Origin of the sequence: Chryseobacterium viscerum, assembly GCF_002899945.2 — a bacterium.
GTDB lineage: Bacteria > Bacteroidota > Bacteroidia > Flavobacteriales > Weeksellaceae > Chryseobacterium > Chryseobacterium viscerum.
Window position 1 is genome coordinate 266,281 of sequence record NZ_PPEG02000008.1, and the last position, 23,381, is coordinate 289,661.

14 protein-coding genes are annotated in these 23,381 nt (G+C 36.3%); 2 read left to right on the plus strand and 12 right to left on the minus strand.

The genetic code is table 11. The annotated features are described in order from the left end of the window. Positions 1–4: 4 nt before the first annotated feature. From C1634_RS19335 to C1634_RS19360, 6 genes are all read right to left on the minus strand, one after another. Positions 5–1,483, minus strand: coding sequence for a hybrid sensor histidine kinase/response regulator (locus tag C1634_RS19335; RefSeq protein ID WP_109738978.1), 1,479 nt, complete (start codon positions 1,481–1,483; stop codon positions 5–7). A 262-nt stretch (positions 1,484–1,745) separates the two neighbouring features. After that, positions 1,746–2,351, minus strand: a complete 606-nt coding sequence (locus C1634_RS19340; protein WP_109738979.1) for an alpha-ketoglutarate-dependent dioxygenase AlkB family protein — start codon at positions 2,349–2,351, stop codon at positions 1,746–1,748. A gap of 453 nt (positions 2,352–2,804) precedes the next feature. Beyond that, the gene (locus tag C1634_RS19345; RefSeq protein WP_103234096.1) at positions 2,805–3,293 is read right to left on the minus strand and encodes a hypothetical protein; all 489 of its coding nucleotides are present in this window, start codon (positions 3,291–3,293) and stop codon (positions 2,805–2,807) included. Continuing rightward, a complete protein-coding gene (locus tag C1634_RS19350) occupies positions 3,265–6,765 on the minus strand; it encodes a DUF6443 domain-containing protein (protein ID WP_165835362.1) in 3,501 nt (1,166 codons plus the stop codon). Before C1634_RS19350 ends, C1634_RS19345 begins: the two co-directional genes overlap by 29 nt. 8 nt (positions 6,766–6,773) lie before the next feature. Next, positions 6,774–10,280 carry a DUF5977 domain-containing protein gene (locus C1634_RS19355; protein ID WP_109738981.1) on the minus strand — a complete coding sequence of 1,169 codons (3,507 nt, stop codon included), beginning with the start codon at positions 10,278–10,280 and terminating at the stop codon, positions 6,774–6,776. A 4-nt stretch (positions 10,281–10,284) separates the two neighbouring features. After that, positions 10,285–11,901: a T9SS type A sorting domain-containing protein gene (locus tag C1634_RS19360; protein ID WP_109738982.1), complete on the minus strand. Its 1,617-nt coding sequence runs from the start codon at positions 11,899–11,901 to the stop codon at positions 10,285–10,287. 343 nt (positions 11,902–12,244) lie between these two features. Here C1634_RS19360 and C1634_RS19365 point away from each other — a divergent pair, with 343 nt between their 5' ends. After that, complete coding sequence (locus C1634_RS19365) at positions 12,245–14,854, plus strand: TonB-dependent receptor (protein WP_109738983.1); 2,610 nt, start codon at positions 12,245–12,247, stop codon at positions 14,852–14,854. 87 nt (positions 14,855–14,941) lie between these two features. On the opposite strand, the gene C1634_RS19370 is transcribed toward C1634_RS19365, so the two are convergent. Further along, positions 14,942–15,523 (minus strand): YdeI/OmpD-associated family protein, encoded by a 582-nt coding sequence (locus tag C1634_RS19370; RefSeq protein ID WP_103233433.1) that lies wholly within the window; start codon positions 15,521–15,523, stop codon positions 14,942–14,944. A 149-nt stretch (positions 15,524–15,672) separates the two neighbouring features. On the opposite strand from C1634_RS19370, the gene C1634_RS26250 reads away from it, so the two are divergent. Beyond that, on the plus strand, positions 15,673–16,302 hold the full coding sequence (locus tag C1634_RS26250) for a hypothetical protein (protein WP_185145149.1): 630 nt from the start codon (positions 15,673–15,675) through the stop codon (positions 16,300–16,302). Between the two features lie 53 nt (positions 16,303–16,355). Here C1634_RS26250 and C1634_RS19380 read toward each other — a convergent pair whose 3' ends face one another. From C1634_RS19380 to C1634_RS19400, 5 genes are all read right to left on the minus strand, one after another. Further along, complete coding sequence (locus tag C1634_RS19380; RefSeq protein ID WP_103233434.1) at positions 16,356–16,835, minus strand: MarR family winged helix-turn-helix transcriptional regulator; 480 nt, start codon at positions 16,833–16,835, stop codon at positions 16,356–16,358. 2 nt (positions 16,836–16,837) lie between these two features. Further along, positions 16,838–17,326 (minus strand): GNAT family N-acetyltransferase, encoded by a 489-nt coding sequence (locus tag C1634_RS19385; protein WP_103233435.1) that lies wholly within the window; start codon positions 17,324–17,326, stop codon positions 16,838–16,840. 214 nt (positions 17,327–17,540) lie between these two features. After that, complete coding sequence (locus C1634_RS19390) at positions 17,541–18,956, minus strand: efflux transporter outer membrane subunit (protein WP_103233436.1); 1,416 nt, start codon at positions 18,954–18,956, stop codon at positions 17,541–17,543. 91 nt (positions 18,957–19,047) lie between these two features. Then, positions 19,048–22,194 carry an efflux RND transporter permease subunit gene (locus C1634_RS19395; protein ID WP_103233437.1) on the minus strand — a complete coding sequence of 1,049 codons (3,147 nt, stop codon included), beginning with the start codon at positions 22,192–22,194 and terminating at the stop codon, positions 19,048–19,050. Then, positions 22,194–23,381: an efflux RND transporter periplasmic adaptor subunit gene (locus C1634_RS19400; protein ID WP_103233438.1), complete on the minus strand. Its 1,188-nt coding sequence runs from the start codon at positions 23,379–23,381 to the stop codon at positions 22,194–22,196. The genes C1634_RS19395 and C1634_RS19400 overlap by 1 nt, the downstream gene beginning before the upstream one ends.

Genomic DNA, 23,381 nt, shown 5'->3' on the forward strand with positions numbered 1-23,381 from the left:
CAAATTAATTTAGGGGTAATGTGAAATAGAAGGTAGAACCTTCATCTATGATACTGGAAACGCCAACATTTCCATGATGCTGTTTGATGATTTCAGAGCAGATAAACAATCCAATCCCCATTCCCTGGAACTGTAGTGAAGATTCTTCTACCCTATAGAATTTTTTAAATACGGCATCCTGTTTAAAATCAGGGATTCCAATACCGAAATCAGTTACATTAACTCTTACCTCCTGTGCTTCTTCATCTACAAAGGTGGTGACAATCACCTGATTGTTATTGGGGGAATATTTAATTGCATTGGTCAGAAAATTAATCAGTACCTGTTCTATACGGATTTCATCTAATGGGATTAAAATATCTGGTTTGATTCCGTGGCGTTCAATTTTGACTTTACCTTCATCATGGGTCTGCAGTATCGTTTCAATGGCGTTACTGATAACTTTTTCCAGATTAACCTGCTTTTTATTGATTTTCAGTTTTCCATTTTCGATCTTGGAAACATCCAGCAGATCTGTAATCAATGTATTCAGCTTCTCAATCTGTCCCTGAACTTTCGTCACAAATCCTGCTTCAGGACTGTCTTTATCTAGTTTTAATTTTCTGTCCAATAACTGAACGTATGCTTTAATACTGGTTAAAGGTGTTTTCAATTCATGGCTCGCAATGCTTAAAAATTCATCTTTTTCTTTTTCCACTTTTTTCTGATCGTCAATATCAGTAAAAGTTCCAACCCAGTTCTTAATACGGTCTTCATCATAATATACAGGAGTTACTCTCAACAAATGATACCGGTAATGACCGGAAATCACGTTTTTAATTCTAATTTCTAATTCGAGAGCTTTTCCTTTTTTTCTGCATCGCTCAAATTCCTCCTTGATATCATGATCGTCAGGATGTGTTTCTGGGAAATTCTGTTCAGCATCAGAGTACTGATACCATTTACCATTAACAAAATCAATGATTCCTGCTTCATTGAATGTAAATGCAATCTGAGGAAGAGACTCCAGCATTAAATGAAAATGATCTATCTGAGACTTCATCGTAACCTGAGACTCCCGCCTTCCTTTCACCTCTAATTCAAGATTCTGCTGGGTCTTTTTCATGGCAATATTCTGCTCCTGAAGATTATAGAAAGTTTTTACTTTAAGTAAAAGGATTTCAGGATCTACAGGTTTGGTTACATAATCTTTGGCACCGGAAGCATAGCCACGTGTTATAAATTTTTTATCTGTACTGACGGCGGATAAAAATATAATAGGAACTTCCTTCGTTTTACTATAATCTGCCAATGTTTCAGCAACTTCAAAACCATCCATATCTGGCATTTGAACGTCTAAAATAATCAGGGCATAGTCATTTTTTAGAGCTTTACCAAGAGCCTCTTCTCCTGAGCTGGCTGTTTCTACTTGGAAGTTTTTTGATTCAAGTAATTTTTGTAGTGAATAAAGATTACTTTGGTTGTCATCAACAATTAAAATCATAGAAATTAAAATCAATAATTAAATACTGGTATTTTAGGTTCAAAAATACTCACAATATTTGAAAAAACAGTAATTTTTAAAGGATTATGATTATACATTCCATACCACATTTTATGCTCGAAACAAGGAAAAATTATGTTTTGTAATGGTACTATATCTTTTTGAAAGCTTTAATTTCTGTATCATTAATTGCTACAAGACTAATACAGGACGGAATGTTAAAGAAAAGTTTTAGCAAAAAGGATTTTTATCCAGAAATGAGTCAACGAAGCAGTCTAAATGTCAGATTGATACGCTCTTTCATAGAGGTCACAGATTTTGCAATCCGGTGTTCCCAGTTTTCCTGTAAATCTCCTTTCATAATCAATAATGAACCATGAGGAAGAGGCAGGCTGTATTTACTCTGATGATGATCTTTTTTCCGGAAATCAAAGTTTCTTGTCTGTCCCAAACTTACCGATGCAATCACCGGGCGGTTTCCATATCTGCTTTCCTTGTCCCGATGCCAGGCAACAGAATCATTGTGATCCCGGTAAAGATTAAGCAATACGGAATTGAACTGATACCCAAAGGTTTGTTCTATTCTTTGTTTTAAGAAAAGTAGTTCCGGGGTCCAGGAATGAGTATCCAGTTCACCATCACCCAAAGGATAAGCATTTTCTGGATCTCCATACCATGCTGTTAAACGTGGTGTCAAAACCATTTTGTCGTACATTTTCTGGGTACGTTGTTTCCATGGAGCGGTTTCCAGCAGATGAGCCCTAAGCTGATCCGCTTCTTCCCTGCTCAAAAAACACTCTCTATACTCCAGAAGATCTTTTGGAAATTCATATAATTCTTCTGAATCGAACAAGCTGAGCTGGGTCATATTTTTTTATTTTTTTAATACTTTACCATCTTTCATATCTTCCCATTACTTCCTGAAAACCTTATGCTGTCTTAGAAAATAAAATTGATACAAATAATATCTACAAATATATTAAAATTGATACAAAATAAATCAAGCTAAATTATTGTTGCTGTTTTAATTTTTTTGATCAACTTATATTATAATCAAGTACAGGAACTTCTTCAGTTATAACCATAACACGATTTCAAAAGCTTTTTTATAGAATCGATGCAATCATTATTTACTATTATAGTTACACATTCTATATCATAATAAGCTCAAAATATCATTCAAATTCATCATAAAAAAGGTGGCAGAAAAAATCCTCGCAAATAAATATTTACGAGGATTTATGAAAATAGCAATAGATTTTAATTTCTAACAGTTTAATATCAACTGTCTGATTATATGATAACTAATCTAAATTATCTGTTATCTACATTTACCATTATAAGAAAGAACTTTCAATTCTTTACCATCAAAATAAAGACATCTATAGTGGGGATCATAATGAGAAAAGTTTAGCTTTGGCACATCTATAATTTGTGTTTTTTCAGCAGATCCGGTATAGAAACTTTTCATATCCATAGATTTATCTTCACTTAATAAGTATATAGTGTCTTTTTTTATAATTTCGACCCCTTTCATATGAACCATTTTGAAATTTGGCCTATAGTCTCCCATTTCAATAAGGATACTATCATTCTTTCTGGTAAAGAAGATACTTAGATTATTTGATTCTGAAGCATCCATTCTTCTCAGATCCTCTTTATAGGAAGATATTTCCTTTTTCAGCTGGTCATTAATCACAACTTTTTGATAAAGATATTCTTTACTATTGTCTGTTTTCCGTTCTTTACAAGAAAATAAAGTAAGGAGTACTAAAATAAGTCTACTTTTTTCTAAAAGAGTTTGTATCATAATATATAAAATGTGGTCTATTATCAGGATTACCAATATAAATCCAAGGATTCGCTTTAATCTGGTCACCATAATTTTCAAGCAAATTCTCCTGAGTTGTTCTGTCCCCTTCGTTAAGTTTGTAATCAATACTTCCATCAGGATTAAATCCAGAAGGATAATTAATGACATCATATCGTCCTTTCAGGAGATGCTTATTCTCCGGATGATCATAAATCAGCATTTGATGAGAATGTCCTGATCCTACTAAATCATAACCAGAATCTAAATATCTGAATATTGGGCTTAGACGTACACTACCATCAAGGTGGTTACTATTAATTATTGTGACAGAGCTACTTGAAAACAATCCATTCTTTGTTAAATGATTAAAGCCCCATTCTTTTTCTGTATTTGCAGCTAAGAAATAAAAATAATTTTTAATCTGTTTTGTTGAAAGAGATGATTTTTCAAATGTAATTACAGTCTCACTTGGTTTATAGGTTTTAAAATAATCATCTTTTTCCAAATCCTGACGGGAGTTTTGCATGAATTCTTTGCTCAACTTTATCACTTTGGTATCATTCCAATTGTATAATCTGTCATATTTTTCTTTGGTTCTCCTTATAAGCTCAAACTGGCCATTTCTTTTAACTCTATAATCATCTGTAGGGGCATTTCCATCAGGATCAATAAACCTTAAAGGATTATTAAATGCATAATTATAAGGAGAGTGTCTTGTCATTTTCTCTGAAAGTAGATCTACACTTCCCCACCTTCCTAAATCTGCCATATACATTCTTGCTCCATAATCATAAAAACCTGTTTCCTGAAGTTCTTTGCCATTATATTTATAACTATTATAACTACCTATAAAGCTTTTTATACCTCCTATATGGTTTGATCCAAAGGCATAATAGTTATTCACATCAACAATATCAAGTCCTCCTGCTTCATTTTTAGTATAGCTTACTCTTACATTTCCTAAATGGTCTCTATACTGGTAAATATAACGATTTTGTACAAAGCTGTAAAAGCCTTCGGCTGTAGGCACAAAATCAAGAATCCATTTTGGTTTAATATCAATTGGATCAAAACCTTTGGCAGCTATAAAGGCCTCAGGTTCGTAAGCTACGGCTGTCTTGCACCATATACAGGTGGAAGTTTCAAAATAGCTGTACTGGAAACCATCGAGATAGTCTGTTATATTTTTTTTAATCGGCTTTCCCTTTCCTCCTCCGCTAATATTACTTTTGCGAACCTTTGCTCCATCTGCACGATATAGATAGTCTAATCCAAAACTTACCGTTCCTGAAAAAATATCGGTCTGAGTAATTGAGTAAGAGTCAGATAAATTCAGATAATTGTAGGAAATACTATGAATCTTTTTATCTTCCATATCTGTCATATTTCCATTCAGATCGTAATTAATTGTATTATTTCCTCCTTCATATCCGGTATCATTCAATGCATTTTCTATGACCTTATCCAAACGGTTTCCTGTATATATATAATCGAGATTATCAACAACAGTAGGAGTAGCCTGAGAAACAGGGACTGCTGTACGTTTAAGATTACTGATATTTCCATTCAAGTCATATGTAAGATACTCGTCAAAATTACCACTGATTCCTGTAACAGGTTCTCTATAGAAAGAGTTCTTTAGCCTGTTCAATTTGTCATATTCATAATTATATCGTTTCAAAACATTCTCGAAAGAATTTTTCCAATCTACTTCGGCAATATTCCCGTTGAACCTGCCTGTGACAATATTTGAAGATTCGGGGTTGTTATATTTTATTTCGTAGCCAAACAATTTCCCGTTAAGGTTTGTGGGATTATTAATTTTGGTCATCCAACCTCGTATATTATAAGTGAAATCTGCCACCTGTAGTGGAGAAGCTGCTGCAATGCCACCTATCTTTTTACTTTCCAGTTGGGCAAGTTCATTATATTTATTCTGTGCTAAGAACTCTACAGGATTACTTCCAACCTGATGGGTATGTACAATCAATCTGTTTTGAGAGTCATAGGTGAAATTTTCTGTAATTACTTTATCAATATCAGTATCTAATCTTTTGTGTATCGTTACCTTCTGTTCAATGACTCCGGAAAAATCCAGTTTAGACTCTATCTTTGTACGCCCCCCCAAATGATTGATGGAGTAAGATCCGATTGGTCTTCCTTTTCTATCATAATAGGAGTAATTTTTGGTCCAGTTATCATCTTCAATATTTTTAACCAAATTCATTACTGGAAGTCTTTCTGTACTAAATCCATCTGCATCAAGATTTTCGGTTAATGTAAGCTGTCCCAGAATATTACCGGGAAAAACAGGATTAAAGTCGTATTGAGGATAGGTATCATAATAATTCACAGAAAGAATTGTCGGAATCTCGTTAACGAAATAATTTTCTGTATAATAAACAGTCATTCCATTACGTGTAAAACCAGTTGTACTTCTACTTTCTGTAATTACTAAATTATCAATTTCATTTTGTCTTGCAGCTCTCTCTCCTCCTGTTAAAAATCCTGTATAAATAACTCTTCCAAATCTATCATATTTCGTAATTACCCATTTATTTTCCTTTTCTTTTAGCTTGATATCCTGGAACAAAATCAACCTGTCGGCTTTATCATATACCATATATTCTTTTCCCTTACCCGGAATTTTCTTTTCTACCAGACGATTTTTATTATCATACTTATACTGATAACAAAGATCATTAAGCACCGAATTAACGTCTGCTACAACTGATGCTTTGGGAGGGATAACAAATACAAGCTGATCATATTCGTTATAAACATAATATGTATTAGCACTTTCTGTAGCATTTATTATTTTTTTAACCATTACCACCTGGCCTTTGCTATTCTTAAATTCTACAGTCTGATTTTCGTCTTCATCAGTAATTATATTTTTGTATAACTGTCCTGCCGGATACGCTCCCGAAACAGATATCTCTGTAGAAGTTATGCCGTTTACCCAAGTAGTACTGGCAATATACTTTTTCACATCACTATCTGCATTAGCTTCATAGTTGAACTGAACGGGATGTGCCTGCCATATTGCTCCAGGTTGTATTTGGGACAAAACTCTATCTAAAGGAGAACTTTCAAAGTTTTTATGTGTAAATGCTCTGTTATCATTATGATAAGTTTGTGCAGCTCCTTCAACTCCTGACTGAATTCCTCCATTCAGAGAAGCCATCGGTACAGGAAGCCAAGTGTCTGCCTGTCTTCCGAAAACATCAAAAGGAGTTGTACTCACCAAATCATTGCCCAGAGGAGTAGATTTTACATTAATAGTTTGTTTTACTCTTCCAAGTCCATCAAAATATTGTACTATTTCTGATTGTTTGGCGGTGGAACTTGTAGTTGTTACAGGCTCAAGATAAGTTCTTGTATGTATATAGTTTTCAGCAGGTGTTACCTGTGCCAAGGAAAGTCCCGACACAAGAAGTGTACTTATAGGAATTATTATTTTCTTCATGGTTTGCATTAGTATTTATCATATTCAAAAGTAAGCGAGATAGGTCCTGGTGAAGTTCCTCCGGTAGATCTTAAAGTAACCATTCCATCAGATCCGATTGTCACAGTCCATGAGCTGCCGCTTGAGGTTACATTTACATATTTATAATTTGATGGTCTACATAAGGAACCGAGTGTACCTATCATTACACCATTAGACCAATTAGGAGCAGCTCCTCCACTGGTATTTGTAAGTGGTAAACTTAAATATGCTCTAAAATGATTGGTTGAGATTTCCTGAAATGAAGAATAATAAATATCCGCCAAATATGTAGGTGTTATTGAGCAGACATACGGAGTACAGGTATAATTGCTGTTAATATAATTCTGTCCGTTCAAATTAATGTCATTCTGTGCCTGCTGATCTGCATCTGCCTGGTTGATAGTGGATGAATATTTAAATTCAGGAACCGTATATACTCCTGATACAGGTAGCGTTCCCGGCATACAGTTTGTCGTTGTAAAAGTCTGACTTTTCATGCTACTGTAGTACTTGAGAGGCGCATAATTATATTTAAAATCTTTAATTATATTTTTATCCTTATCTAATACCTTTTCCAATCTGTTCGAATTGTCATATTTATAGAACTCACGTCCTCCCGGAGATTTAGACATACTTGTCATTCCCCTTAGTGGATCATAAGTATAAGTAGTGATGGGATAACCTTTTAATACTGGATTTTTCTTAAATAATTCTAACGCATTTATCAATTCCTGTTCAGAGGCACTATCAATATCTGCATTCGATTTACCGACGATATCTAAAGTTAAATATCCTGTAGGAGTTTGAGGTTGATTTAAAAGCTGCATCAGCTGGATATAAGTTATTCCTTCAATTTTTGCTATAGGAAGGGTTTGATTATAGCCATAAAGCGTAACAACTGAAGCACCTGACTTATCAGTTACCTGAAGATAATTAGCCTTATTATCCAACAAATCATAGCTTATATTTTCATTTGTCTCATTTACCGGAATATTAAAACTTGTAAAACTGGCACTTGAATTAAGCTTCGAGTCTCGTATTTTCTTGTAAGCAAATGATCCCGTATAAAACTGATTCTCTCTTAATGAATACTTATTGTCTTTATTTTTTTCAATTTCAAGAATAGGATTCATGATATTGGCATTCAGCATCAGATTATAGGTGGTGTAATCTTCTCCTACAGTATTGGGATTATCTGCAAAGCCCGGTTTGTATAGATTATAGGCATAAAGACTTTTCTTAGTACTTGTTCCTTCAGCCGTAGTTGTTTCAACCTGTTCCGGATATGTATGCCAAAAATAACTGGATTCTCTGTATTTAATATTTGTTTCTTCTGTAATTTGCTTATTACCAAGATAATTAATTACCTTTTCTTTTTTCAGTAAGTAAGGAACAACGGGAACGTACATGGAAACTCCTGTAGTAATACTATGGCTGAAAGGCTTACTGATATCTGTGTACACATAATAATTCAGATCTGATATTTTACAAGTAGTACAATTAGCTGGATCTGGATTATCTAAAAGCTCACTTTCCGGACGAAGAAAGTTTTCATATTCGTAAAAGCTTTCTTTTAATAATATATTGCTGGCATCAAATACTTTCTTATTTAAGGTTTTTCCTCTTTCATTATCTCTATTTACCTTTATAAGACCTTTTAGCTTATAATAATCGCCTGTGGAAAAATTTTTCAATGTCAGATTATCTGGATTTGTATAATAATCTGCAAAGAAGTATTCCGTCATTCCTTTGTTTGCTTTTTTCTCTTGAACCTGGCTATAATTTATCGGATTTTTTTTCAAGCCAGACCTGAGAATACCAGATGACGAACCATTATTTAATTTATAAGTATAAAAAGTTTCATATTGATTAGACCCATCACTTTCTATTTTGCTTTTCAACCTTACCAGGGGCTTGGTTGTAAGACTTGTATTTGTAAAAATATCTTTTTGCTGTGACGACGAATATTCTGATATTACATTGTAATCGGCTGGCTCGTAATAGAATTTTGCAAATCCTTTAGTGGGGTATATTACTTTTTTTATAGATGTTATATCATATAGATTATTATCATTATTGAACGAGTTAGCTCCTGTCCAATACCCAAAACCATTTATATAATTAGTACTTTTAGCTGGCAATACATCTGTTTTGTTATATTCAAAAGAATATTTCTCCCCATTATTTTCTTCAATTGATTCTAGGAAGTATCTGTAGTTCTGCCCTCCTAATGGGATCTGATTAAATGTAAAGTTCCTATTATTTCCATAGCTATTTAAATTAATACTGCTTAGGTGTAATAAGTTATTACTATCTTTAAAATAATTGTAATTGATTTTTAAATTTTTCCCGACTACTTCTATCTCTTTCAGAATAGATCTTTTGGTAAAATTGTTAATCGTAGCAGTTGCTGGAAACGGAGTGATGGCAAAAGTTCTATAATCTACAGATCTTGCACCAGTTATATAGATATTAGCTTGATCCAACTGTGCCTGCGTAGGAAAGCTGGTAGGAAAAACAATATTTGTATTGTTGGAATTTATTAATGCTTTTTCAAAATATGAATTGAAAATACTTAAATCTCCCTGTTGTTCATATTTACCTATAATAGTATCTCCATTATAAGTCTCTACTTTTTTCAGCTGCCAGGATATGATATAATTAGCTCTTGTTCCGCTAAAAAAATTACGCTCACTAGATCCAAGATAATACTTTCCATTGATATCAAATTGTGAATAGTTGATTTCAAGTTCATTATTCGTTCCCCCAAAATAAAACTTATTTCCTTTATCATCAGTAATGATAATCTCTTTTACAATATTCGTTAAGCCACTTAATGGAGTTCTTGTAGAATAGCACATAGACTCATTATTGTTGCCAATGACCGGATAAACGAGCTGTATTTTTAATCGTGCATTTTCACAATATACAATAGGATTTCTGTTGTTGTCAAATGTAAAATATCCGCTATATCCAAAAAAATCAAAATAAAACTTATCGGGATTAAAATCTGATGCTACATTATTGTTGGTAGGATCAAATAGAGCCTGTTTCTTTGAATATCCATTCTTCAGATTTGATTTTGGTAGTATACAATCTGTTGTTGCCTGCTGCCTTTCTTCTTCAGTTCCCGCATGAATACCATAATTATAGTTGTACTCATCTGCAATAAAATAGTTGGTAAGCAGATAATTTCCTTTTATTTCTCTTGTTATTTGACCAAATGGATTTCCATACCAATTTAGCCCATAAATACTCTCATCAGATTTAGGATCAAAACCTGTAAAAGTATTGGCTATTTCATTCTTTAACTTCAGGTTTCCTAGCGAAATTTCAAATAATGGGATATTTACATTTAAAGTCCCCTTATATAGATCATTGTTTGTAGAAACTTTATCAATAAGAAGCAGACTTTCTGAAGGCCTGTCCTGTGCTGTTATGCTTGTTGACAAACTTAATCCTAGCAAGAGGATCATCACTCTTTTTTTCTTCATTTTTCTATTTCTTAATCAGTTTAGCATTCGCTGTTTTGTTGGTATCCGTTTTTATCGTGATCAGATAAGCTCCCTGAACCAAAGTCTGGGTATTGATCTTAGTCACTCTGTTCTTGGTTTTTAAGTTTTGAAGTTGTCTTCCACTCATATCATACAATAGAATATCAGCATCCTTGAAATCAAAACCGATTTCTACATAAGCATAGTCAGAAACTGGGTTTGGATAGATTTTGATGTCGTATTTTTCGATTAACTGATCAACCTGCTTGTCTCCCAGTTTTACAATCTTCCAGTTCTCTTTTCCCAATTCTTCTGCACTGGTTCCGGCCAAAATAATAGAACCATCTCTGTTGAGTTTTAAGTCTGAAAGCCTCTCTTCCTTCTTCCTGGACTCTCCGGTGATATGCTTTCTCCACTGTTCATTGCCATTCTGATCAAGATACAGCATCCAGAAGGTTTCATCATCGGTCTGTATTCTTCCTTCAGCCTGAGTATAACCTCCCAACAATATTCCTTTTGTAAAGTCTTGATTCTTGGATCTTGTATCCTGACTCTGAATTACACTCATTCCCATCAAAATATCACGGTTCTTGAAGTTGTAGGATTTCTGCCACTGCTCATCACCTCTTTCATTTAAAGATATCAACCATAAGTCTGTGCCTTCTTCAGTCCCTACCGTTTTGTTTCCTGATCTTTCCGATCTTGATTCGCCACCAATGATAAAACCATTTGAAGTTAAAGCCAAGGTTCTGATGTGATCGTCACCTTTTCCACCGAAATTCTTTTCCCATTCTACTTTTCCGGTTTTATCGAGCTTTACAATCCAGTAGTCGCCTTCGCCGAAGTTATCCGTAGATTTTGCGATGCGGGATGCGGGATTCGTGGCAATAGTTTCACGGGTTTTAGTTTCAGATCCCGAAACACGAACCTCGGAACTTCTGGAGTAGATTCCCAATAAAGCCCCACCATCTTTTGTTGGAATCATTTTCTCGACTTCGTCTAAGCCTTTTCCGCCTAAAATTAATTGGGAGAGTTCTTTTCCTTCCTTATCCAGTCTCGTGATCAAAACGTCTTTGGAACCGTACCCTTTTGCAGTGTTTTGTACATTTCCGGCAACAAAGAATCCTAAATCGGTCGTTTGAATCACGGCTCTGGCTTCTTCATCAGAAGAGCTTCCCAATGTTTTCTGCCATAATTCATCTCCGAATTCATTGATTCTGATTAGCCAGATATCTGAGCCTCCTTTGGAATCCTCTTTTTTATCCAGTCCTTTTCCTGAATAAGAGGTTCCGGCTAAGAGAAATCCACCATCCTGCGTGGTAACTGTTGCTGATAAATAATCATGACTTTGTCCGGAAAAGTATTTTTCCCAGACTTCTTCTCCCTGCTGATTTAGTTTGACAAGGTGAAAATCATAACCATTGTTTTGTTTACTGGATTGCTGTAATTTGTCGCTCTGAATTGAGCTTCCCGTAATTAAATACTGTTGATCAATGGTTGTGGTGATCTGATTTAGAAAATCCTGAGTAGAGGATTTGATGTCTTTCTGCCATACCACTTCCTGGGCAGATAGCATGAGACAAGTGCATGTGAGCAATACACTGCATTTGAGTTTCTTCATAAATTATTAGTTTTTTTGAAAAAAAAGTTGTCCGAAATTAACATTTTTCTCCAATAGGAGAAGTATTAAGTCCATCAAATTAAATATGAAATTTATCATATCATTTTGATGACAAAATCAAAATATCAAAAAAAGAATATATCCAAATAAACTCTTTTATGCCAAATTTACTTCTTTAACAAATTGTAAATTAAAGTCATGAAGTAATTTAATACAATCAAAAAAATCAGCAATGATGAATGATACATATATAGTATGAAATCACCTATTAAAGATTTAATACTTAATTCAAAAATAAATTTTCATCTTTGCAGCCTTAAAATCAAACACGCTAGTTTATTTCATGAGCATTACTTTTAAAAAGCGACTTTTTATAGCGCTTGTATTACCTACGGCCGCCATATATTATGGGCAGAGTACAAAGGATTCATTAGAAAAATCAAAATCTATTGATGAGGTTATGTTGGTAGGTAGAAACCTTTCCCAAACAGCCAAAGAGAGAAAAACTCCTGTTGCAGTTTCCAACATTAAGGCAGCAGAAATTCAGGAGAAGTTAGGAAATAGAGAATTTCCTGAGATTATGAAGTCTACCCCATCCGTATACGTTACCAAAGTAGGTGGAGGATTTGGAGACAGCAGAATCAACATGAGAGGATTTGATGGTGCCAACATTGCGGTTATTATCAACGGACAGCCGGTTAACGACATGCAGGGAGGTACCGTATACTGGTCCAACTGGACGGGATTGGCAGATATTGCGAGCAATATTCAGATCCAGAGAGGTTTGGGTGCTTCTAAATTTGTAGTTCCTTCTGTAGGAGGAACCATCAATATTGTAACCAAAGCTACCGATTCTGAGCAAAAAGCAATGATTAAGGGAGAAGTTGGAAACGGCAACTACTCCAGAATATCAGCAATGTACTCTTCCGGATTAAAGAACAAATGGGGAACCACGGTATTACTTTCCCGCTGGCAGGGTGATGGCTACATCAACGGAACAAAAGGAGAAGGTTATTCATGGTTTTTCTCAACAGGATTTAAGCCTAATGAAAAGCATGCGTTCAATTTAATTGCAACCGGAGCGCCTCAGGTACACGACACCAGAAGATCTTCAGCAACCGGAGCAAATGTGGCTACTCTACAGCAATTTGACACCTATGGAAGAAGATACAATCCACAAACAGGAATGTTGAACGGTTCTCAATTCAACCTGGCTCCTAACTTCTATCATAAGCCTATTGCATCCTTGAACTGGGACTGGACTATGAATGATAACCTGAAGTTATCTACAGTTCTTTATGGTTCATGGGGACGTGGTGGCGGTGGTACCGGACTTAATGGTTCTATTAAAAACGGCAGCGGACAAACCATGAATTTCATGAATTATGGTGCTGGTGGAGATGGTACCATCAACTGGGATATGATTTACCGTTATAACAGAGGGGGTATGGTAACAGATTATAATGGAAATACCTTCCAGAAATCGACCTTTACTGCGCCTGCAGGTTCTCCAGGAGATTACAACGGACAATATGTAGCGACTCTTAACGGAACCAATGGTATTGTGAGAAAGCAAAGTATTAATGCTCATGACTGGTACGGTGTAATTGCAGACCTTAATTACAAAAAAAATAACTGGACCTTTAACGGAGGTATCGATCTTAAAACTTATAAAGGAGCACTGTATGATATTGTGACGGATATGTTAGGATCTGATGCAGTATTTGTTCCTAATACAGCGAATGCTCCAAAAGGATATTATATTAACCAAACCGTAAAACCGGAACCTCTTACGAAACTTAAAGATGCTCAGAAAGTATCTATACACAACGAAGGTTTGGTAAAATGGGCTGGGATCTATGGAATGGTTGAATACAGCTCTGAAAAACTAAGTGCATCTGTTCAGGGATCTCTTTCCGAACAGTACTATAAGAGAAGAGATTACATGCTGTACACTCCTGGAAATCAGGAAACAAAATGGTATCACAAAACGGGTTATATTGTAAAAGGTGGTGCCAACTATAATATAGATGACCATCATAACGTATTTTTCAATACTGGAGTTATTTCCAGACAGCCGTTATTTAATGCTTTGTTCCCGTCAAATCAGAATATTTACAACGATGCAAAGAATGAAAGAATCTTCTCTGTAGAGTTGGGATATGGGTTCAAATCTCGTTATATAGATGTGAATATCAATGCGTACAGAACGCAGTGGGATGACAGATTTATTTCAAGAACATTCAATGCTACTTCCGCAGATATTGCAAAGTTCCCTCAACTGAACCTTGGAAATGCTTATTTCTACAATGCTCTGAATGTTGGACAAGTACACCAGGGGATTGAATTGGAAGCAAAAGCAAGGCCTTTTACCAACCTAAAGCTTAGAGGAATGTTATCTTTGGGTAACTGGAAATATAAAGGAAATGCCAACTTCAACATCCTTGATGTTCAAAGCAATCAGGAAGTATCCGGAGCAACGGGAATGATCAATATCAAAGACCTGAAGGTTGGAGATGCTGCTCAAACAACCGCTAGCATCGGGGCTGATTATAATATTACGAAAGCTTTCAGTATTGATGCCAACTGGGAATATTATGACAAATTATATGCACAGTTCAACCCGATCAACTTCCTTACTGAAGCAGCTAGAGAGAAAGGAATTGTAAAATTGCCAAGCTATCATTTATTTGATGTGGGAGCTTCTTACAAGTTCACGATTGATGCGAAAAAATCTTTAACATTGAGAGCTAATGTGTACAACTTATTCAACAAATATTATGTTTCTGAGTTAAGCTCTAATATCTTCGCAGGGGATAAAATTGCCAATGGTCCGGATGCCGGAAAAACGTATCAGGATGCAGGCAGAGTGTATCAGGGTATTGCTGATGGTAATACAGGATTTCTTGGTTTTGGAAGAACCTGGTCTGTTGCAGCGACTTTAAGATTCTAAGATAATATCATTTCAATAATGAATCAATTGAATAGGCTGTCCCAAAAATGGGACAGCCTATTTTTATATTGGTCACAGGCCTGAAGTTTAAAAGTTTTTAGGTTTCTTATTCTGAGCTGCCTGTATTGCTATTTCATCAATGCGATTTTTCCTGGTTTCGGGTCTTTTGGCAAGTACAATCCATTGCAGCATCATTTTTTTTATTGATTTGCTCAAGCTTAAAAAGTATGCTTCTGAACCTTCATGAAGTTTAAATGTTTCATTCAGATCTTCCGGAATTATTAATTCTTCCACAGAATCTAAAATAGTCCAGGAACCATTTTCTTTTGCAATCCTGATCGTTTCAAGCCCTGCCTGAGTCATCAGTTTATTTTCAATCAGTCTTTCAACTTTCTCTTTGTTGATCTTTGACCATGTACTCTTGGGTTTCCGCCTGCTGAATAACTGCATAAAAGAACCTTCATCAATTGTTTTCCTCGTACTGTCAATCCAGCCAAAACAAAGTGCTTCATCCACTAGCTCTGTCCAATAAACAACAGGTAAATTAGATTTTTTGGTATTGCATACAAGCCATATAGATTGTTCCACATGATGATTATTTTCTAACCATTCTCTCCATTCTGCTTTTGTATTGACATATATTGTTGATCTTTCTGAAGATGTTCCCATAGTATTGTGTTTTTAAACGTTCTAATCATGTAAATTTAAAAAAAATGAGTGACAACGGTTTGTCAGTATAAAAATCGAATTCTATGATAAATAAATGATAAATTAGACACGACAAAAAACTAAGAATCATTACCCTTTTTCAGTTAGATATGGATAAAGAAACAGTAGATTATATCATCAGGTATTTTAGTAAATTAATGAATGATCATGAAACGTTAGCATTAAATTATCATATGTATACTTCCAAAAGTTCTGATAATCCCAAGTTGAGAAATATGATGATAGAAAGAGGCTGGATACAATCTGATACTGAAACGGCAAACCTATTAAAAAACGGGTATGAAGACTTTGAACAAAATACGGCAAGGCGCATCATGAATGAAACTCCTGAGAAAGTATTTTTCAACAACTGTCCGAAATGTGATAAACTAGCCCGTACTCCTTATGCCAAACAATGCAGATATTGTGGCTATAACTGGCATCATCTAGTAGTTGCTCAATTTAAACTCAACAATACTTTTCAAATTACAGGAAGACAATTTTTCTTAACAGGAGAAATTATAAAAGGTGAAATCAAAGAAGGACAACGAATAGATTTGAGAATACTGGGACTTAATAAGAAACCCCAAATTGAATCCATTGAATTGGCTCTTAAACGTCAGGATGGAAAAGCATCGGAGGATATTGCACTTGGCACCAATGAACTCACGGAGGAGGACAAACAATATTTAAAAAGCATAAATTCTTTCAGAGAATTACTTGATATAGTTATAGAATAAAAAGAGCTATACCCTATCAGTACAGCTCTTTTCAATATAATAAATAATTTATTTTATTTCGAATTTTTTACCTGCAGTGCTCTCTGATAAAAAGACTGGCTGGCTATTTTCTCTTCCGCTTCATCAATGGCCCTCAGCAGATTGTTTGTATTATCGGTAATATCTCCCAGAATCTGTGACATCAGGTCCCACACGGGTTTCATTTTATCGATGAGTTCCTGACCTTTTTCAGTCAGCTTAAACAATCTCTTTCGCTCGTCCTGCTTATCTTTTTCCCACTGTATCAACTCCAGTTTTTCGAGTTCTTTGAGCAGGGTTATGGTGGAGGGATGGGTGTATCCTATCTCATTGGCTATTTCGACAACGCTGGCTATTTCTTTTTTATAAATGGTAAAAATGACTGGAAACCATTTCAGTTCAAAATCAATTCCGAATGCTTTATAGATTAAGGCTCCGTCTTTCCTCAATTGCTCACTGAGGCGGTGCAGTCTGGTGGATATCGCAAGAATTCCTGCTTCGTTGATCACATTCATGTTTAGTCAATATGTAAATGGTAAAAAATATCGTCGGCACTCATTAAAGGGAATTTCACAGGAAGATTTCCTTTTTCAATCTTCACAAACTGATTCCGTTCATAGAAACGCTGAGCTGCTTTCAATACATTTATGGTTCCTAAATACAAGTCATCAATTCCATTTTCTTTGCAAAAAGAAATTAATACTTCTAATAATTCCTGAGCAATATTCAGTTCTTTTCCTCTGAATTCTTTTTTAACAAACATTTTTCTGATCGCTCCTGCCCTTTCATCAAACTTGACCAATGCAATAGAACCCACCAGTTCTCCGTCCACAAACGCTCCCCAGAAGTTACCTCCGGCCTCCGTATAGAAACTTTCTATCTGCAAAAGATCAGGCTGATCCTGTATCGTAATCGGAATATTAAACTCCTTCTGCTGAATAGTCAAAATCAAGTCAATCGCCTGCTCTGAATATGAATTTCCTATGGTTTGTATCTCCAATTTCATAGTGTTTGTATTTTAAAGTACAAAACTACGTAGTTGAATACATATATACAAACAGATTTTACTTTTTAAAGAATTTTAACATACATATTTAAAATTGAATTGAACTTTCTGATCGGTGTTTTTAAGTCCGCATTGACTTAGTTTTATCTATCTGGAAAATAAAAAAACGTATGCCGTTTCTGACATACGTTTTCATTATCTAACAAAAATAGTGTTATTTCCAGCCTCCGCCTAAAGCCTGATAAAGCTCTACAGCTGCTTTCATTTTACTATATCGTGCATTGGAAATATTAAGTTCCGCGTTCAATGAATTCACACTTGCATTCAATACTTCAAGGTAGTTTGCCATACCATAGTTCACCAATTCCTGGGAATAGTCAACAGATTTTTTGTAGGCATTCAATTCTTTTTGTTTTAATTCAATAAATGAATCCTGTACAGAAAATACTCTGATCGCATCTGAAACTTCTTTTCCAGCAGTAAGCACTGTTTTTCTGAAGTTTAAATAAGCCGTTTCCTGATTTGCAAGACTTACATCATAGTTGGTCTTGATCTGTCTTTTATTTAAAATCGGCTGTGCCAGCCCTGCTACTACATTCGCGAACAATGAGTTTACACTGAATAAGTGATCAATATCCACAGACTGAAGTCCTCCACTTCCTGTCAATTTTAAAGTAGGATAAAATTGAGCTTTGGCAGCATTCGTCAATTCGAAAGTATTCATTAAGTTATATTCTGCTCTCATCACATCTGGACGGTTAGCCAAAAGCTGAGCCGGGTAACCCAATTTCAAATCGATCGGAATATTTTGCCCTTCCAGGGTAGATCTTTCAATAGAGTGAGAAGGTTCTCCCATCAAAAGACTCATGGTATTTTCAAGCTGCTGGATCTGTGTATCAATATCAATCAGTAATGATTTGGCATTGAAGACAAGAGCCTCGCTCTGCTGTACTGCTACTTCTGTTACGGTTCCTGAAATTTTCAGAGCTTTGGTAGTCTCTAGGTTTTTCTCGCGTACAGCAATCGTTTCTGTAATAATTTTCTTCTGGGCATCAAAAGTCAGCAATTGATAATAAGCAGAAGCGATGGAAGATACCAGGCTGCTTTTTACTGCTTTATGAGCGGCAACAGTTCCTAAATAAGTTGCTAGCTGGGCTTTCTCCTGTGCTTTTAATTTTCCCCAGATATCTGCTTCCCATCCGATAGTTCCTGTAATGTCAAACTGGTTCACATAACGTCTTTCCCCAATGATCTGTCCAAACTGAGTATTGATTGACTGCGTTTGAAAAGTATAGTTGGGTCCGATAGAAAGTGTCGGCTGATAAGCAGCTTTGCTTTGTTTAAGATAGGCTTCTGCAGAATTAATGCTTTCTAAAGCGATTCTGATATCAAGGTTGTTTGCCAGTGCTTTAGAAATATGCCCCTGCAATATTGGATCTGTGAATATTTCTTTCCATGAAATATCTGCGATACTGGCACTGTCAGAAGGAAGCATATCCGTACGGAAAAGCTTTTCGTCTACAACGTTTTTCGGTCTTTCATACTCTTTTCTTGCCATACATGATGATACGGCTCCGAGTATGAAAACTGAAAAAGTGATTCCTTTTATGATGTTTAATAAACTCTTCATTATTTTTAATTAGAAGTTAGAGTTTAGAAACTAGAAGTTAGTTTTTAGACTCATCTCTAATTTCTAACTTCTAATTTCTTAAATCTTAATTTTATTCTGCTAAATTGATCTCTTCTTTTTTGATAGGTTTAATCTTTTCCTGTAATGTTTCAAAGATGACATACAGAACCGGAATAACAAATAATCCCAAAATAGTTCCTATCAATAGTCCGATTGCCGCACCCGTCGCAATAGATCTGTTCCCTACTGCACCAATTCCACTTGCCAGAACTAGCGGCAGTAAACCGAAGATAAAGGCAAACGATGTCATTAGAATCGGTCTCACCCTGGCTTTTGCTGCATTAATGGCTGACATTACAATCGTTTCACCATGATGCCTTCTCTGAACAGCAAATTCGACAATAAGGATCGCATTTTTCGCCAGTAGTCCTACAAGCATGATCAGGGCAATCTGGAAATAAATATTATTTTCCAAGCCCATAATCTTCTGTCCGAAGTACGCTCCCATTACCCCAAGAGGAAGAGAAATAACAACGATCAGTGGAAGAATATAGCTTTCATACTGTGCAGAAAGGATAAAGTAAACGAAGATCAAACTTAGCCCGAAAATAAGAAGCGTCTGAGATCCTGAGTTTAATTCTTCTCTCGTCAACCCGGTAAATTCTACGGCATAGTTTTGATTCAGGGTTTCATTGGCCACCTGCTGTACAGCAGTAATGGCATCCCCGGAACTATATCCATCAGAGTTTGCTCCGGTTACCTTTACTGAAGTAAACAGGTTATAACGGCTTACAGACTGTGGTCCATATGCTTTTTTCAATGTTACAAACTGTGAAATCGGAGACATGACACCGGAACCGGTTTTTACATAGATCTCATTCAGATTTTCGATGTTCTTTCTGTTTTCAGGAAGTGCCTGAACCATTACTCTGAACTGTTTCCCATACTTGGTAAAGTCGGCCGTATAAATACCTCCAATATACCCCTGCATGGTAGACAGAATATCATTTACAGAAACCCCAAGCTGTTTGCTCAGTGGAACATTAATTTCCATCTGATACTGAGGATATTTTGTATTGAATGAAGTTTGTGCAAATTGAATTTCCGGTCTCTCCATCAGCTTGCCGATGAATTCATTGGTTTTATTATCAAGGTCCGCATATTCTCCACCTGATTTGTCCAGCAATACCATCTCAAAACCTGCACTGTTACCAAATCCTGGTACACTTGGCGGTTGGAAGAATACTACTTTCGCATCAGGAACGGCTCCTACAATTCCAAATAGTTTTTTGGTGATATCTTCAGAAGTCTGACCATCTTTTTTTCTTTCCTCGAAAGGTTTTAGTTTAACAAAGGCTAGACCGTTGTTACTTCCGTTTCCGGATAAAAATCCTCTACCAGTAGAAATTGTTACATTCTGTACTCCAGGAACCTTCATTGCTTTGGCCTGAAGTGTTTTCAAAGCGTTGTAAGTTCTTTCCATAGAAGCTCCCGGAGGAAGCTGAACATCTGTAAAGATAATCCCTCTGTCTTCTGTAGGTACAAACCCTTTCTTCATACTGCTGCTTGCCCAGAATAAGATTCCTCCGGTAATAGCGAAGATAACCAGGGTTACCCATTTATGTCTTAGCAGGAATACAAATCCTCTTCCGTAACGCTCAGTTGTTGTTTTAAAAGCAATATTAAACTTATAGAAAAACTTCTGCAGCAGATTTAGGTTTTTGTACTCTGTATGATGCTCTGCGTGAGGTTTCAGGAATAATGAACATAAAACCGGACTCAGCGTTAATGCGTTGATAGCAGAAATGATGATGGCTATGATCAGCGTAATCCCAAACTGTTGGTAGAATACCCCTGTAGGACCTGTAATAAACGTTACAGGGATAAATACGGCTGCCATTACCAAAGTAATAGAGATAATAGCCCCTGTAATCTCGTCCATCGCTTCTACGGTTGCCTTTTTAGCATCAGAAATACCGTGCTCCATCTTCGCATGAACGGCCTCGACGACGACAATCGCGTCATCCACCACAATACCGATGGCAAGTACCAATGCAAACAAGGTCAATAGGTTCAATGAATATCCGAAAAGATTCAGGAAGAAGAATGCCCCAACAATAGATACCGGAACCGCAATGGCTGGAATCAGGGTAGATCTGAAGTCCTGAAGGAAAATATACACTACAATAAATACAAGGATGAAGGCTTCGATCAGGGTATGTACTACCTTTTCAATAGAAGCTTCCAGGAATTCATTGGTATCAAAGTTAAAAGTATATTTAACGCCTTTAGGGAAAGTGCTTTCTGCAGATTTCAGATACGTTTTTATATTTTTAATAATCTCCTGTGCGTTGGAACCTGGTGTCTGGAAGATCCCCATACTGATGGAAGGATTGTTTCCGTTCTCCCCGATTCCTGTATAAGACTGTCCTGCCAGTTCTACTTTAGCAACGTCTTTCAGCATCAGATTTTGTCCGTTTGCAAGAGATTTGATGATGATATTATCGTACTGTTCTTTATCGTTGAATTTACCTACATACTTGATGATATATTCAAAAGAACTTCCACTGTTCTGACCAATAGAACCCGCCGCAGCTTCTCTACTCTGCTCATTGATTGCATTGGTAACATCCGTAGGAGTTACGCTGTAGGCAGCCATTTTTGCAGGATCCAGCCAGATTCTCATGGAGTAGTTTTTACCTCCGAAAACGTTGGCATCCCCTACACCATTTACTCTTTTAAGGTTTGGAATAATATTGATATTCAAAAAGTTCTGAAGGTATACGTCATCAAGATCTTTATTTTCAGAATAGAAAGACATATACATCAGGGCACTTGTCTGCTGCTTTTGAGTTACAACCCCTGAACGCGTCACTTCGGACGGCAGCAAAGGTGTCGCTCTGGCCACACGGTTTTGTACGTTTACCGCTGCAATATCCGGGTCTATTCCTTGTTTAAAGAAAACCTGGATCTGGGCAGATCCATCATTTCCCGCAGAGGAAGTGATATAATCCATTCCTTCCACCCCGTTGATCTGCTCTTCCAAAGGTACTACCACACTCTTCATCACCGTTTCCGCATTGGCTCCTGTATAGTTTGCAGAAACACTTACCGTGGGCGGTGCAATGTCCGGATACTGTGTAACCGGTAACGAGATCAGCCCTAGCACACCGAGAATCACAATCAAGATTGAGATTACGGTAGATAAAACCGGTCTGTTAATAAAGTTTTTTATCATTAGAATTTCGGTTTTATTGATTGAACAAGACTATCCATTTTGATTGGTTTTGGCTTCACAGCTGTTCCTGGTTTCAAACCTCCGATACCTGCTGCAATAACTGTTTCCCCTTTATTAACTCCTGATTTTATAAGAGCCAAATTGTCGATTCTGTCAATAACATTTACCACAACGTTTCTCGCAGTATCTCCTTTTTCTACTTTATATACGTACACAATACCTTGTTGTTCGTACGTAGCACTTTCAGGAACGACAAGAACATTATCATAACGCTGAGGGAATCTGATGGTTCCACTATTACCATTGCTTAATAATTTTTGAGCATTGGAGAACACAACTCTGAACTGAATGGTCCCTGTTGTAGGATCAATCTGGCCGGTAATGGCTTCAATTTTTCCTTTTTCAGGATAAAGGCTTCCGTTTGCTAGCTGCAGCTCAACCATGGGTAGGTTTTTGATTTTCTCAGGCATAGAAGATCCGGGAGCTTTTTCAAGGAAATCAAAATACTCTTTTTCATTCATTGCAAAGTAGGCAAAGATCTCAGAAGTATCAGAAATAGTTGTCAGAGGGGTCTGATCAGACGGTCCTACCAAACTTCCTACTTTTAACGGAAGTCTTCCGATTACCCCTGAAATAGGAGCACGAATAATTGAGTATTCGATATTTGCTTCCACTCCTTTATAATTGGCTTCTGCCTGCCTTTTAGCAGCATTGGCCTGTTGTAACTGAGCTTGGGCCTGAGCCAGCTGAGCCTGGGCTGTCTGTAACTGTACGTTGCTGATGATATTCTTCTGAACCAGAGGTTTTAGTTTGTTCACTTCAACCTGGGCAGCATTTACAGAAGCCTGAGCCGCTGCAATACTGGATTCAGCAGCGCCAATTCCTGCTTTGGAAGCCGCGGCATTTTCGTTCAGAATATTAGTTTCCAGACGGAACAATGGCTGCCCCTTTGTAACATATTGTCCTTCATCTACCAATACCTGGGTAATGTAACCCTGTATTTTTGCACGTACATCATTGTTTACTCTACCTTGGATGGTAGCCGGAAACGTCTGATAACCCACTATATTTTTTGACTCCACAGAAACAACAGGGTACGGCTTGGCACCATCTTGTTTGGGAGCTTCTTTTTTGCAGGCAGTCAGTGAAAGCGCTGCAATGGAAAGTATAACTAGCTTATTATTCAT